The following is a 14,555-nucleotide window of genomic DNA, read 5'->3' on the forward strand; positions in this document are numbered from 1 at the left end:
GCAGCCCGGTGCCCCACCAGCCCCCTCGTGACCGGGTCCCTACGGAGCGTCCCGGATCCACCGTGGATGTGCGGGGTTGCGCCCGGCTGGCAAGATGGGCGCGTGTCGCAGCCCGAGGAACGTACCCATGCCGGCCCCACCGAAGCCCCCGACCGCTATGAGCTGGCCGAACGCCGGGCCGCCGGCGGCGAGGGCGAGGTCTGGCGGGCCGAGGAGTACCACGGGGGAGCCCCCTTCGCCTACGCGGTGAAGATCATCGAGGTCGCGGGCGACCGGACCGACCGTTCCCTCGAGGATCTGCGCCTGCAGGCCGCGCTCGCCACCCACCTCGAACACCCCGCCGTGGTCAAGGTCAAGGAGGTGTTCGTCGGCGCCCCGCCGCACCCGGCCGGCGCCGCCGCCAGCACCGAGGGCCAGCGGCTCTACTTCGTCATGAAGTGGATCGAGGGCCACAGCCTCCAGGAGGCCCTGGAGAGCGGCCGGATCCGCGGCCTCGACGTCCTCGCCCCGCTGGAGCCGATCGCCGAGGCCATCGACTACCTGCACAGCGGCCGCGACACCAACGGCGTCGCCGTGCTGCACCGCGACATCAAGCCGGCGAACGTGCTGCTCGCCGACGACGGCCGGGTCTACCTCGTCGACCTCGGGCTGGTCCGGTTCCAGCACGCGGCGGCCACCTCCCGGATCTTCGGCACCGCGCCGTTCATGGCCCCGGAGTCGCTGGCCCGGGGCGAGTACACCCCGGCGACCGACCGCTACACCCTCGGCGCGACGGTGTACTACGCGCTGACCGCCGAGATGCCCGTCCCCGGCGACTTCGAGGGCATGGGCGCGCGGATGACCGCCGCGCTCGGCCCCGGCCACGACCGGGTCGTGCGCGGGGTGCTGTCGATGCTCGCCGTGCGGGCCGAGGCGCGGCCGGAGAGCGCCGCCGCCTGGCTGAAGGCGATGCGCACCGCGCCGCCGGAGACGACGCTGGGCGCGCCGGCGGGGACGCCGTTCGGGCCGCCCGCCGTCGCGCCGACGTCGGCCGGGCGCCCGCTGGGGCCGCCGGCCGGGTATCCCATGCCCCCGGGCTCGCTGGACGTCCCGCCCGCCGGTCACCCCGCGCACCCGGGCTCCCCGACCGTGCCGCCGACCTCCGGCCCCGGCGCCCCCGCCGGTTACCCGATGCCGCCCGGCTCGCCCGACCGCCACCCCGCGCAGCCGGGTTCCCCCACCGTGCCGCCGACGTCCGGCCCGCGCCCGCCGGCCGGCTACCCCATGCCGCCCGGCTCGCTGCCGCCGCCCGGGCCGTCCGGGCCGCCGATGGGCCCGCCCGGCGGGTACCCGATGCCCACCGGCCTCGGCATGGCCGCCGCCGGCTACCTGGGCGGCCCGCCCCCGAAGAAGAAGGCCTCCACCGGCAAGATCATCGCCTGGGTCGCCGGGGGCCTCGTCGCCGTCCTGGTCGGGCTGTGCTGCCTGTCCTCGGTGAGCAACATGTTCGGCAAGGGCGGCACCGGCCTGGACGGCCTCGGCAAGGAGACCAGGGCCCCGGTCGACCGCAGCGTGCCCCCGCCGGACGTCACCGTCCTGGAACCGGTGCTCGTCTCCGTCGGCGACATCCTCGCGGCGACGAAGGCCCCCGAGGACGGCATCACCAAGGGCGGCGACCCCAAGGCGCTCAACGGCGGCCTCACCAAGCTGAAGATGTGCGCGGAACCGGCGGTGAACGGCGACGCGGTCGGCGCGCACATCTCCAACACGTACCTGGTGAGCATGTCCGGCTACCCGTACATCGCCTCGGCCGTCGCCGGCTTCTACGGCACGTCGGCCACCACGTTCCTCGCGGCGGCGCGCACCAGCTCCGAGCGGTGCGGCTGGAAACCGTTCGCGGTGCCGAAGATCGGCCAGGAGGCGTTCGGGGTGTACTTCTCCGAGGGCTCCGGGTACTCCGAGCGCTCCCAGGCGGCCGTGTTCGTGCGCTCCGGCCAGGTCGTGTTCATGGTGACGGCGACCAACAGCGGCGGCTACGGCGCGTACCAGTCCGACACCGTGGAGTTGGCCACCGCGATGGCCGCCCGGCTACCGAAGGGCTGAGGCGTGACCGACGCGCTCCTGATCCGGCTCCCGCACGGCGAACGCCGCTTCACCCCCGCCGACGGGGTGGTGATCATCGGGCGGGATCCGCTGTGTCCCCTGGTGGTCGACGACCCCCGGGTGTCCCGCCAGCACGTCGAGGTCGGGTACCGCGACGGGCGGTGGCGGCTCCGCGACCTGGGCAGCAGCAACGGCACGTACACGGCGGCCGGGCCGATCGGGGTGCTCGACATCGTCGGGCCGTGCGCGGTACGGCTCGGGGCCGCCGACGGGCCGACCGTGCTCTTCCGGCCCGAACTGGCGGCCGGGCCGCTGCCGCCGCCGACCCACCTGGTGCCGGACGAGGCACCGTCGGGGGCCACGCCGACCGTCCTGACCAGCCCACCGGTGCCCGCCCCGGTCCACCAGGCCCACCCGGCTGCCCAGCCCGCCGCCGGGGCCCCGCCCGGGATGCGGTTCGAGGCCGGCCGGGTGCCGTCCGCCCGCTACCAGCCCGGCACCCGGACCCGGATCGGCCGGGCCCCCGACAACGACATCGTCCTCGCCGACCTGCTCGTCTCCGGCTACCACGCGGACCTGATCCGCGACTCCTCCGGCACCCGGATCCTCGACCACGGCACCCGCAACGGCACGTTCGTCAACGGCCGCGAGGTGACCCACGCCCAGCTCCGGCCGGGGGACCTGCTGTCGTTCGGGCACCACCAGATGGTGTTCGACGGCCGGGAACTGCGCGAGTACGTGGACACGGGCCGGGTGTCCCTGCGCGCGGAGGGGCTCACGGTGACCGTGGGGGCGCGTACCCTCCTGGCGGGGGTGTCCTTCGATCTCTCCGAGTGCAGCCTGCTCGCCGTCGTCGGCCCGAGCGGGGCGGGGAAGTCCACGCTGCTCGGCGCGCTGACCGGCAACCGGCCGGCGCAGCGCGGCACGGTCACCTACGAGGGCCGCGACCTGTACGCGGAGTACGACGACCTGCGGCACCGGATCGGCCTCGTGCCCCAGGACGACATCCTGCACAGCCAGCTGACGGTCCGCCGCGCCCTGCGGTTCGCGGCGGCGCTGCGGTTCGGCCCCGACGTGACGGTCGCCGAACGCGACCAGCGCATCGACGAGGTCCTCGGCCAGCTCGCGCTCACCCCGCACGCCGACCAGCGGATCGACACCCTGTCCGGCGGCCAGCGCAAACGCACCTCGGTCGCGCTGGAACTCCTGACCGAACCCTCGCTGCTGTTCCTGGACGAGCCCACCTCGGGCCTCGACCCGGCGCTGGACCGCGACGTCATGGTCGGACTGCGCGACCTCGCCGACCGGGGCCGCACCGTCGTGGTGGTCACGCACAGCCCCCTGCACCTGAGCGTGTGCGACCGGGTGCTGGTCCTCGGTCGGGGCGGCACCGTCGCGTACTTCGGGCCGCCGGGGGAGGTGCTGGCGTTCTTCGGAGCGCGGGAGTACGCCGACGTGTTCCAGCAGGTCTACCAGGACCCGGAGGGCTGGGCGGCCCGGTTCGCGGCCACCGTCGGCCAGGCACCGGTCCCCGCCCCGCCCCGGGTGGAGCCCGGTTCGCCGGGTGCCGCGCCCCGGCCCCGGCAGGGCTGGCTGCGCCAGGTGGGGATCCTGACCCGCCGGATGTCCGCCGTGACCGTCGCCGACCGGATGTACGCGGCCCTGCTCCTCGGCCTGCCCCTGGGCCTGGCCGCGCTGCTGCACGTGATCCCCGGCGACGACGGGCTGGGCCGGCCCGCCAACGCCCTCGGCCGCAGCACCGAAGCCCAGCAACTCCTGGTGGTACTGATCGTCGGCGCCGTCTTCTTCGGCCTCGCCGGCGGCGTCCGCGAACTCGTCGGCGAACGCGCCATCTACCGCCGGGAACGCGCGGTCGGCCTGTCCCCGGGCGCGTACCTGGCCTCCAAGCTCCTGGTCTTCACCGTCGTCACCGCCGTGCAGTCCGCGCTGTTCGTGTTCCTGGGCCTGCTCGGCCGCCCCGGCGGGCGCGACGCGCTCGTCCTGGGCCTCCCCGTGCTCGAACTGTTCGTGGCCGTCTGGCTCACCGCCCTGACCTGCACGACCCTGGGCCTGCTGGTCAGCGCGTACGTGACCACCGGCGAGCAGACCATGCCCGTGCTCGTCGGCCTCGTGATGGCCCAGCTCGTCCTCAGCGGCGGGCTGTTCGAGGTCGTCGGCCGCACCGGGGTCGAGCAACTGTCCTGGCTGTCCCCGTCCCGTTGGGGCTACGCGGCCGCCGCCGGTACCGTCGACCTGCGCGGCATCATGGTGGAACCGCCCGCCGACGCGCTGTGGCGGCACCAGGTCACCGGCTGGCTGTGGGCGCTCTGGGTGCTGGTCGTCCAGGCCGTGCTGCTGACCTTCGCGACCCGGTGGGCACTCCGCCGGCACGAACCCGGCAGATGAGGGGACGGTAGGGATGGCGAAACCGGGCAACGACCCGCTCGACGCGGCGCTGAAGGACGGCTGGCTCAGCGCCTGCCGGCTGTACGAGCACCTGGCCCGGGGCGGCGAACCCCTGGCCCTCCCGCCGTCCGCGCTGCGGATGCAGCCCGACGAGGTCCGCTACGGCGACGCGGTGCTCGGCTACGCCCGGCTGTACGGCATGTCCGTGACGTACAACCAGAGCAACTCGTTCTGGTTCGGCTCCGCGTCCTTCGTGGCCATGGGCATGGCCGCCGACGCGATCGGCAACTCCGCGGCCCGCCGCAAGGCCGAGGCGATGGCCGCCGTGCAGTGGCGTGACCAGGCGCACGTGCGCACGTCCCTGACCAGCCAACGGTTCCTGTGCGACTACCAGGGCCAGTGGCTGAGCTTCTGGCACAACGGCGTCGTCGAGTTCGCGTGCGACCTGCAACGGTGGTCGTTCGTGCTCCGCTACGAGGTCGGCGAGCCGCTGATGCTGCACGGCCCGGCCGCCCCGTGGTTCGCGGTCCTCGCCGCCCGCGTGGTGTACGGGCCGCAGGGGGTGTTGCTGCCGGCGTTCGCGCCGTTGGCGGCGGCGGTCGCGGAACGGCAGCGGGCCATCACCGGGGAGATCGTGCCCCCGGCCTGAGCCGGGCCGGGCCCGGCGCCCCTGGCCCGAGCCGACCCGGGACCGGCGCCTACGGACGTGCCAGGCCGTGCGTCCGGCAGGGTGGGCCCGTGGCCGGGGCGCGCGGCCGACCGCGTCTGAGGCGGTCAGACGCCGAGGCGTGCCGCCAGCGCCGCCCGGTCGGCCCGCATGTTGCGCGTCGAGGCCTCCACGACGAACCCGACCTGCCGGTTGACGTGCAGCATCGGCCCGTTGTCGGCCGCCGAGAACGTGGCCACCCGGGTGACCTCCGGGCGGTCCCCGGCGAGCCACAGCAGGTTGTCCGCCTTCATCCACAGGCCGAGCCGGTGGCCCCGGTGCGCGGCGAGCACACAGGTGTCCTGCTGGCGGCCGACGGCGGGGGAGTGCGCGTACACCTCCAGGAGGGTCAGGCCCGCCACCGTACCCGTCGCCTCGTGCACCGCCGCCACGATCCGGGTCTCGCCGCCCCGGCCGCGGGTGGTCTCCTCGGCCTCGCGCACCCGGCGCGGATCCCACGTGGGCATCGCGAAGTCCAGGTCGCCCCGCGGAGCGTCGTGCAGGGCGTTGCGGGCGGTGGCGTAGGAGACCAGGAACTCCTCCGGCACGGTGTCCCGCCACCGGGCCAGCCGGTAGCCGGGGGCGGCCGGCGTCCGCCAGCGGGACCGGTCCACCGCGGTCAGGTCGAGCGCCTGCCGGGCGGTGCGCTGCGCCACCGCGAAGCCGTGCGCCCCGGCCCAGGCCGCGCCCGGCCCGCCCTCTGGCAGGCCCTCCAGGAAGAGGGTCGACCGGTTCCCGGCCGCTCCGACCAGGGTGCGCAGCAGTGCCGTGCCCAGGCCGCGCCGCCGGTGGTCCGGGTGCACCGTGACGTCGAGGCCGGCCAGGTCGGTGTTCTCTTCGTCGAAGAGCACGAGCATGGCGTGGCCGACGATCCGCCCGCCGTCCCGGAGTGTCCACCGTGGCAGGCGGCGCGTCGGCGTCGGCGGCGCGGTGAACCGGGTGACCGTCATGTCGCGGGTCGGCGCGGGTTCGGCGGGGCGGTCGGCGGCGGCCGCCGCGCGGTTCACCTCGACCAGGTCGTCCCAGTCCTCTTCCGTGACGGCGTCGGGCTCGAACAGCGTGATCCGCATCGGTACTCCCCGTGTCGTGGTCCGACGACCCACGATAGCCAAACCCCGCAATCGACACCGCCCCCGGAACTCACCGTTCCAGGGTGTGGCCGGGGCGCCGGTGCGGGTGCGTCCGATCGTGGGTCCGCCGGGGACCCGCTGGCCCCGCCGTGCCTCGACCCCCATGGCTCCGGGAGTGGCCTGCCCGGTCCACGGGCTCATCGGTGTGGGCTGGTGCCCGGAGCCGCCGTCCGCTAGGTTGTCTGCGCCGGTGACTCCGCCCGGCCCCCCGAACGTCCGCCGCGCGACGGCCCGCCTCGGATCCGATCCCACGGATCCGAGGCTTTTTTGTGCCCGGAACCAGGGCATCCCCGCGAGGACGAGGCGGAACGACATGATGATCAATCGGAACCACACCTGGCTGTGGGTCGGCAGGGCGGTGTCCACACTGGGCGACGTCGTGTTCGACGCCACGGTCCTGCTCTGGGTGGCCACGGTGCTGCTCGCCGACCGGCCGTCCGCACCGCTGGTCAGTGGCGCGGTGCTCGCGGTCGTCGCCGGGACCGTGGTGCTCGTCGGCCCGGTCGCCGGCGCCCTGGTCGACCGCTGGCCCGACAAGCGCCGGACCATGCTGCGCGCCGACCTGCTCCGCGCCGGGTTGATCGGGGCGTTGACCCTGGTCGCGGCCCTGCCCGACGGCACGGTCCCGCTGCCGGTCCTGCTCGGCCTCATCGGGGTACTGGTCGCCGCCAGCACCGCCGTGGCCCAGTTCTTCAACGCCGCCCGGTTCGTCCTGCTCGGCGATGTCGTGCCGACCGACCAGCGGGGGCGCGCCGCCGGTCACCACCAGGCCGTCGTCGCGTCCGCCGCCCTGGTCGGCCCGCCGCTGGCCGGTCCGTTGCTGTTCGCGGCCGGCCCCCAGTGGGCGCTGGCGGCCAACGCCGCGTCGTTCCTGGTGTCCTACGCGGCGATCCGCGCGGTCCGGGTCGCCCCGACGGCCGCGGTCCCGGCCGCGCGCCGGAGGCCGTCCTGGCGGCGGGAGTACCTGGCCGGGCTCCGGTTCGTCGCCCGCGACCGGATCCTGCGCACGGTCCTGCTCACCCGCACGGTCGCCGTCGTCGGCGCGGGAGCCGTCACGGCCCTGGACGTGTACTTCGTCGCCGAGAACCTGCACGCCGAACCCCGGATCTGGTACGGGGTGCTGAGCGCGGTCCTCGGTGTGGGCGCGCTCGCCGGTGGCCTGGTCGGCGGCCGGTGCGCGGACCGGTACGGCCCGGCCCGGGTGTACACGGCCGCGGTGCTCGCCAACGGCGCCCTGCTGCTCGGCTACTCCCGGGCGGACGCGATCGGCCCGGCGCTGGTCCTCGCGTTCTGCGAGAGCCTGACCGTGGGCGTCCTGGCCTCGGCCGCGATGCCACTGTTCCAACGGCTCGTCCCGCGCGACCACCAGGGCCGGGTCAGCGCGGTGCTGACGCTGTCGTACCACCTGCCGGCCCTGGTCTCGGCGTCGCTCGCCAGCCTGCTGGTCAGCACCGTGCTCCGCGACCCGCACCTCGCCGTGGCCGGTGTCCACCTGGGCCGGATCGACACCGTGTTCGGGGTGAGCGCCGTGCTCGTCCTGGCCGCCGGGGGCTACGCGGCCCGGAGCCTGCGCGCGGCGGACACCCCGCCCCGGACTCCGCCGATCTGACCAGTGGCGCGGAGGCCGGACCGTGCCGCCGCCGGCCCGGTCGGACCGCCGTGCGGGTCACGTCGCGTCGGGGCGGTCGAGGCGGTCCCACAGCCAGCGCGGGCCGACCGTCGCCGCGCCGAGCGCCGTGACCCGGTCGCGCAGTCCCCGGTCGGCGGTCACCACCGTGACCGACCGGCCGGGCCCGGCGGCCACCGCCCCGGCGACGAGTTCCACGATCCGGTCGTCCCCGGAGCCGGGCGCGTGCACGACCGCGACGCGTTCGTCCGCCCCGTCGGGTCCGTCGGGCGGGGCGATCCGGGCCCGGCCCTCCGTGACGAGGACGAGTTCCGCGTCCCCCGGGTACCCGCGCAGTTCCGCCAGGAGCCGTCGCGCCGCCCCGGCCCGGTCCCGCCACCAGCCGTCGGGCCGCGAGCCGACCACGTTGGCGGAGTCCACGACGACCAGCGGTCGCACCTCTCCAGCCTGCACCCGTCCAGCCTGCCAGACCCAGGCCCGTCCCGGCCCCCGACCGGGGGCGCGCGGTAGCCGGAGCCGGCGGACGACTGGCGGACACGCATCGCCCGGCGGGTGCGCGGCTCCGGGACGGCCTGACGGACGAGCGGCGCCCGCCCCCATGGCCCAGGGCGGACGCCGCTCGTTCCTTCGCACCCCCAGCTGTGACGGGCGGGATACTCGAGGACATCGAGGGTGCGGTGCAGGCGCCAGCCGCAAGGTGGTGAGCTGTTCGGAGTGGGTTGGGTTCTCCTGCGCCTGACCTGACGCTACGCCCGGTTCGGGGGCCGGCGGTTCGCCTGATCAGTCAGTTCGGACTGCCCGCCCGTGGGCCTCCGACCTGGACATCCAGCCAGGTCAGAGCCATTGTGGCCCCATCGGGGCTCGCGGGGGAGTAGCCTACGCGCCGCACTCCGGGGGCCGTCCACGGCCCGCCGACGCGGCCGGTCCGGCCCCGGTCGGACGCGGTGAATTCGGTCGCGGCGTGGCCGGGTACCCGGTGACGTCCGGGGGCCGGATCGAACCTGGAGGTCACCGTGTACCGCGACCACGACGCCGAGGCGTCCTTGTGAGCCGACCAGCAAGCGCCGCCGGGGCGACCGGGCCGCGCCCGCCCGGGCCCGGACGGCGGCCCGGGCGGACGCGGAACTGTTACCGTGCGCGACCGGGGCGCGGGGTCGGGCGGCGCGGCGCGGCGTACCCGTCGAGTGGGGTTGATCGATGGCCTCGGGGACGGTGACACCGGCGTCGATGGGGATGTCTTCGCAGGTGGGGCGGTGGTCGTAGATGGTTGACTGGGCAAATATTACCCTCGGGTAGGGGTGGGGTCACGGGGTGCGACGAACCCGGGCAGTGCTCGGAGCGGCGCGCCCCGTAGTCGACAGTGGGTAGTGATGAACATCTACTAGGTCAACGCCGTCCGGCCGGCTACATTTCCGGCCATGTGGGTGGGACTGTTGGGGACGGTCGAGGTCCGGCACGGCGGGGTGGCCCTTCCGCTGGGGTCCGCGATGCAACGGACGGTGCTGGCGCTGCTCGCGCTCGACGCCGGCCGGGTGGTCCCCGTCGACCGGCTGGTGGACGGCCTGTGGGGCGAGGCGCCGCCCGACCGCACCTCCGGCCTGATCCAGACCTACGTGTCCCGGCTGCGCGCCGTGTTCCGGCCCGCCGGGGTCGAGATCCGCCGCAGCGGCCAGGGGTACGCGTTGGAGGTCCCGCCCGCCGACGTGGACGTCCGGGCGTTCCAGGCGGCCGTCGCCGACGCCCTGACCGGCCCCGACCCGGCCCCGCTCCGGGCGGCGCTGGCCCTGTGGCGGGGCGACCCCCTCGCCGACCTGCGCGGCACGCCCCTGGTCGACCGGCTCCGCGCCGGGCTCGCCGAGGAACGGCTGGCCGCCGCCGAGGAGTGCCTCGACCGGGAGCTGCGGGCCGGCGGGCACCACGGGGCCGTCGCCGAACTCGCCCGGCTGCACGCCGAGCACCCGCTGCGCGAACGGTTCCTGAGCCTGCTGCTGCTCGCGCTGTACCGGGACGGCCGGCGGTCCGAGGCCCTGCGCCGGTACGAGGACGCGCGCCGGCAGCTCGCCGACGAGCTCGGCCTCGACCCGACCCCGGAGCTCGCCGCGCTGCACGCCCGGATCCTGCGCGACGACCCCGACCTGAACCCGGCCGCGCCGGTGGCCGCCGCCCGCAGGGTGCCCCGGCTGCTGCCGTACGACGTGCCGGACTTCACGGGGCGGGTCGCGGAGGTCGCGTATCTGATGACGCTCGCCGAGGGGGCCGCGCGCACCGTCGTCATCTCCGCGATCGACGGGATGCCCGGGATCGGCAAGACCGCGACGGCCGTGCACATCGCGCACGCCCTCGCCGACCGGTTCCCCGACGGGCAACTGTTCGTCGACCTGCACGGATACACCCCCGGACGGGCGCCCGTCGACTCCGGGGCGGCGCTGAGCCTGCTGCTGCGCGCGCTCGGCGTCCCCGAGCACCAGGTGCCCGCCGACCTCGACGAGCGGGCCGCCCTGTGGCGGGACCGGCTCGCCGGCAGACGGGTGCTGATCCTGCTGGACAACGCGGTCGACGCGCGGCAGGTCCGGCCGCTGCTGCCCGGTACCCCCGGAAATCTGGTCCTGATCACCAGCCGGCGGCGGCTCGCCACCCTCGAAGGGGCCGAGTCGCTGCTGCTGGAGGTGCTGCCGGCCGAGGACGCGCACGCCCTGTTCGTGGCCGCCGCCGGGGAGGCGGTGCTCGCCGAACCCGAGGCCGTCGCGGAGGTCCTCCGGCTGTGCGGGTACCTGCCACTGGCCGTCCGGATCGCCGCCGCCCGGATCGGGCTGCGCCGGCACCGCCCCGTCGCCCGCCTGGCGGAGCTGCTGCGCGCCGAACACCAGCGGCTCGCGGAACTGTCCCTCGACGACCGGGACGTGACCGCCGCGTTCAACCTGTCCTACGACGCGCTGCCCGCCGACCAGCGCCGCCTGTTCCGGCTCCTCGGCCTGCACCCCGGCGCGGACTTCGCCCCCGACTCGGTGGCGGCCCTCGCCGACCGCACCCCGGAGGAGACGGAGGACCTCCTGGAACGGCTCGCCGACGCGCACCTGCTGGGGCGGTCGGCCGACGACCGCTACACCTTCCACGACCTGGTCCGGGTGTACGCGGCCGCCCGCGCCGCCGAGGCCCCCGCCGACCGCGAGGAGGCCCTGGGCCGGCTGTTCGACCACTACGTGTCCACGGCCGCCGCCGCGGTCGGCCTGACGAACCTGGTCGTGCCGCCCGGCCGGTACCCCGGGCCCGTGGTCGGGCGCCCCACCCCCGTCGCGTTCGCCGGCAAGGACGCCGCGCTCGCCTGGCTGACCGCCGAACGGGCCACCCTGCTCGCCGCCGCCGAGGTGGCCCCCACCGCCGGCCGGCCCGGGCTCGGCTACGACCTGTCGACCACCCTGATGCGCTACCTCGACGCGCACGCGCACTACGCCGACTCCCTCACCCTGTACGGCCACGCCCTCCGGGCCACCGACGAGCCCGCCCGGCAGGCCGACCTGCTCCGCTTCCTCGGCCAGGTGCACTTCCGCTGGTCCGGCTACGACCTCGCCCTCGACCACGTCCACCGCGCGCTGGAGCTGCACCGCGCGGCCGGCGACCGGCAGGGCGAGGCCGGCGCGCTCGACGTCCTCGGCATGATCCACGGCCACCGGGGCGACCTCGGCCTGGCCCTCGACAACCTGCGGCAGGCCCTGGCGCTGCACCGGGCCGCCGGCCACCGGCTCGGCGAGACCATCGCGCTGAACACCCTCGGCGGCATCCACGGCCGGCTCGGCGACTACCGGCAGGCCGCCGAGCACTTCCGCCAGGCGCTGGTGGCCACCCGCGACGTCGGCAACCGGGAGGTCGAGGGCACGGCGCTGGCCAACCTGGCGACCGTGTACCACCGGCTGGGCCGGTACGAGGAGGCCCTCGACCACTGCCGGCGGGCGCTCGCCGTCACGCGGGAGACCGGCAACCGGCGCGGCGAGGCCAACACCCTGGCCAACCTGGGCCTGATCCACGGCCGGCTCGACCAGTACGACCTGGCCCTCGACCACTACGCGCGGGCCCGCCGCCTGCACCGCGAGATCGGCCACCGGTCCTCGGAGGGCTACTCGCTCACCGGCATCGGCGACGTGCACCACCGCGCCGGCGACCTGGACCTGGCCCGCGACCACCACCGCCGCGCCCTGGACCTCGCCCGCGAACTCGGCGACCGCAACCTGGAGGCGCACGCCCTCAACGGCCTGGGCGCCGCCAGCCGCGACCCGGAGGAGGTACTGCGGCTGCACGCCCTCGCCGAGGCCGTCGCGCTGGAGACCGGGGACGCCTACGCGCGGGCCAGGGCCGTCGAGGGGCTGGGGCGCGGGCACCACGGGCTCGGGGAGCTCCGGGAGGCGGTGTCCTGCTGGGAGCGGGCGCTGGGGATGTACGGGCGGCTCGGGGTGGTGGAGGAGCGGCAGCTGCGGGCGTACCTGGAGGAGTTCGCGTCGTGTGACGTGGTGGTGCGCGGGCCGGGCTAGGCGCGCCCCGGGCCCGGGCATGGTGGCCCGGGCCGGACCGGGCGTCATGGCTTGGGTCGGGCGCGGCCCTCAGGCCAGGACCACCGCCGCCACCGTCGCCACGAACCACCGCTCGAACCGTTCGGCCGGCCAGCCGCGCTGCCGGACCAGCCAGTCGTAGTTGCGGAAGTCCATCGCCAGCCAGAGCACGTCGGTGACGCCCTCGACGTCCTGATCGGCCCGGACCTGCCCGGTCCCGACCAGCTCGGCGGCGAACATGCCCATGCCGCGCCGGCGGTCCTCGACGTTGCGCCGCCAGATCTCGGCCGCCTCGGGGTCCGCCGTGGCCGCCCCGGCCAGCGCGAGCATCACGTCGGTCTGCCGGGCGTGGGTCTCGACGAGGTGCCGGGCGTACCGCGCGAGCTTCGCCCGGGCGTCCGGCAGGGCCCGGATCTCGGCGACGAACGGCCGGTCGGGCAGCGCCACGGGCTCGTCGTCCCCGGCGATCGTGACGTCGACCAGAGCGGACAGCAGCCGCTGCTTGGTGCCGAACACCGCGTAGACCGTCTGGACCGCGACACCGGCCTCGGTGGCGACGGCGGTCAGGGGGGTGGCCGCGTAGCCGGGGTCCACGAACAGCCTGCCGGCCGCGTCCAGGATCGCCCGGCGGGTCCGGCGGGCCTGTTCCTGCCGCCCGCTCGCGTCGTACCGCCTCTTGACAACCACCGGAGTAGTGTAGTGCTCTATTGGATAGAGGTTCACTCTATTGAAAGAGGTGGTGGCCGTGCCGTACGGAGTGCTGCAGGAGATGCCCGGGGTCGACGAGGCCGAGTACCGGATGGTGGAGAAGCACCTCGGGCCCGACCGGCCGCCCGGGCTGCTCGCGCACGTCGCCGGCCCCGTCGAGGGCGGTTGGCGGATCATCAACGTGTGGCGGGACGAGGACGCGTTCCGCCGGTTCCAGTCCGAGCGGCTGCTGCGGGCCGCGGGGCTGGCCGCCCAGGAGGACGGGTTCGACGCGGGCAAGGCGGCGGGGTTCCGGTCCGTCGTGGTGACCGGTGCGGAGATGCCGTTCTGATGCCCGGCCACCTGTCCGGCCCCGTCGTGGGACTGTCCGACCCGGATGTCGGCCCGTCCGGCCCGGGGTCCGGCGTGTCCGGCCCGGACCTCGACGGCCCCCGGCGTGTGGGAGAGCCGCCCGCCCGCGCGGCCGCCCGGGCCCGCAACGCCGACTTCTGGGCCGGGGCCGCTGCCGGCTGGATCCGGCACGCCGACCGCCAGGACGCGCTCGGCCGGCCGCTGGGCGCCGTGGCCGTCGACCGGCTCCGCCCGCGCCCCGGCGAACGGATCCTCGACGTCGGCTGCGGCTGCGGCGGCACCACGGCCGAGCTGGCCGCCGCCGTCGGGCCGACCGGCACGGCCGTCGGCCTGGACCTCTCCGTGGACATGGTGCGCGCCGCCGCCGAACGGTTTCCGGGGCCGCGGTTCCTCGCCGCCGACATCGAGACCGTGCCGGAGGTGCCCGGCGCGCCGTTCGACGCCGCGTACTCCCGGATGGCCCTGATGCTGTTGACCGACCCCGTCGCCGGCTGCGCGACGGTCCGCCGGGCGCTGCGGCCGGGCGGGCGGCTCGCGGCGACCGTGTTCCGCGACGGGGGCGCGAACCCGTGGCTGGCGGCGGCGCTGCTCGGGGCCGCGCCGCACGTCGGGGCGCTCCCACCGCTGCCGGTCGGCGACGAGCCGGGCCCGTTCGCGTTCGCCGACGCCGGGCGCGCCCGCCGGGTCCTGGTCGCCGCCGGGTTCGCCGAGGTCGGGGTCGAGGCGCACGACGTCGAGCTGCGCGCGCCCGACCAGCCCGAGACGGTCGCGGCGTGGCTCGTGGAGGTCGGGCCGGCGGGGGCCGCGTACCGGGCGGCGTCCCCGGCCCGGCAGGCCGCCGCGCGGGCCGGGGCGGCGAAACTCCTTTCCCGGTACCGGGAACGCGGCGTCGGGTACCGCCTGCCGGCCGGCCTCTGGCTGCTCACCGCGCGGGCGCCGGACCATTGACCCCGGTCGACGGCGCCCCTAGCCTGACTTCACTTAGGACTCTTAACTGAAGGTGG

10 protein-coding genes are annotated in these 14,555 nt (G+C 75.8%); 7 read left to right on the top strand and 3 right to left on the bottom strand.

The features are described from left to right. Window positions 1–102 precede the first annotated feature (102 nt). Genes PT931_RS29040 through PT931_RS29050 form a run of 3 tightly spaced genes read left to right on the top strand, consistent with a single transcriptional unit; the run spans window position 103 to window position 5,137 of the window. On the top strand, window positions 103–2,082 hold the full coding sequence (locus PT931_RS29040; RefSeq protein ID WP_456248888.1) for a serine/threonine protein kinase: 1,980 nt from the start codon (window positions 103–105) through the stop codon (window positions 2,080–2,082). Between the two features lie 3 nt (window positions 2,083–2,085). Continuing rightward, the gene (locus tag PT931_RS29045) at window positions 2,086–4,488 is read left to right on the top strand and encodes an ATP-binding cassette domain-containing protein (protein ID WP_456248889.1); all 2,403 of its coding nucleotides are present in this window, start codon (window positions 2,086–2,088) and stop codon (window positions 4,486–4,488) included. Between the two features lie 13 nt (window positions 4,489–4,501). Continuing rightward, window positions 4,502–5,137 (top strand): hypothetical protein, encoded by a 636-nt coding sequence (locus PT931_RS29050; protein ID WP_456248890.1) that lies wholly within the window; start codon window positions 4,502–4,504, stop codon window positions 5,135–5,137. 125 nt (window positions 5,138–5,262) lie between these two features. On the opposite strand, the gene PT931_RS29055 is transcribed toward PT931_RS29050, so the two are convergent. Further along, entirely contained in the window at window positions 5,263–6,264 is a 1,002-nt protein-coding gene (locus tag PT931_RS29055) for a GNAT family N-acetyltransferase (RefSeq protein WP_456248891.1), read from the bottom strand. A 373-nt stretch (window positions 6,265–6,637) separates the two neighbouring features. Between PT931_RS29055 and PT931_RS29060 the strand changes: the two genes are divergently transcribed. Beyond that, window positions 6,638–7,933: an MFS transporter gene (locus tag PT931_RS29060; RefSeq protein ID WP_456248892.1), complete on the top strand. Its 1,296-nt coding sequence runs from the start codon at window positions 6,638–6,640 to the stop codon at window positions 7,931–7,933. Between the two features lie 57 nt (window positions 7,934–7,990). Here the strand turns inward: PT931_RS29060 and PT931_RS29065 are convergent, their stop codons facing one another. After that, the gene (locus PT931_RS29065; RefSeq protein ID WP_456248893.1) at window positions 7,991–8,389 is read right to left on the bottom strand and encodes a hypothetical protein; all 399 of its coding nucleotides are present in this window, start codon (window positions 8,387–8,389) and stop codon (window positions 7,991–7,993) included. 980 nt (window positions 8,390–9,369) lie between these two features. On the opposite strand from PT931_RS29065, the gene PT931_RS29070 reads away from it, so the two are divergent. Then, entirely contained in the window at window positions 9,370–12,474 is a 3,105-nt protein-coding gene (locus PT931_RS29070) for a BTAD domain-containing putative transcriptional regulator (protein ID WP_456248894.1), read from the top strand. Between the two features lie 69 nt (window positions 12,475–12,543). Here PT931_RS29070 and PT931_RS29075 read toward each other — a convergent pair whose 3' ends face one another. Next, window positions 12,544–13,179 (bottom strand): TetR/AcrR family transcriptional regulator, encoded by a 636-nt coding sequence (locus PT931_RS29075; RefSeq protein ID WP_456248895.1) that lies wholly within the window; start codon window positions 13,177–13,179, stop codon window positions 12,544–12,546. Window positions 13,180–13,237: 58 nt separating this feature from the next. Between PT931_RS29075 and PT931_RS29080 the strand changes: the two genes are divergently transcribed. After that, the gene (locus tag PT931_RS29080; RefSeq protein ID WP_363723382.1) at window positions 13,238–13,531 is read left to right on the top strand and encodes a hypothetical protein; all 294 of its coding nucleotides are present in this window, start codon (window positions 13,238–13,240) and stop codon (window positions 13,529–13,531) included. Then, entirely contained in the window at window positions 13,531–14,499 is a 969-nt protein-coding gene (locus PT931_RS29085; RefSeq protein ID WP_456248896.1) for a class I SAM-dependent methyltransferase, read from the top strand. The genes PT931_RS29080 and PT931_RS29085 overlap by 1 nt, the downstream gene beginning before the upstream one ends. Window positions 14,500–14,555 lie beyond the last annotated feature (56 nt).

The sequence above is a fragment of the Longispora urticae genome (assembly GCF_053902585.1).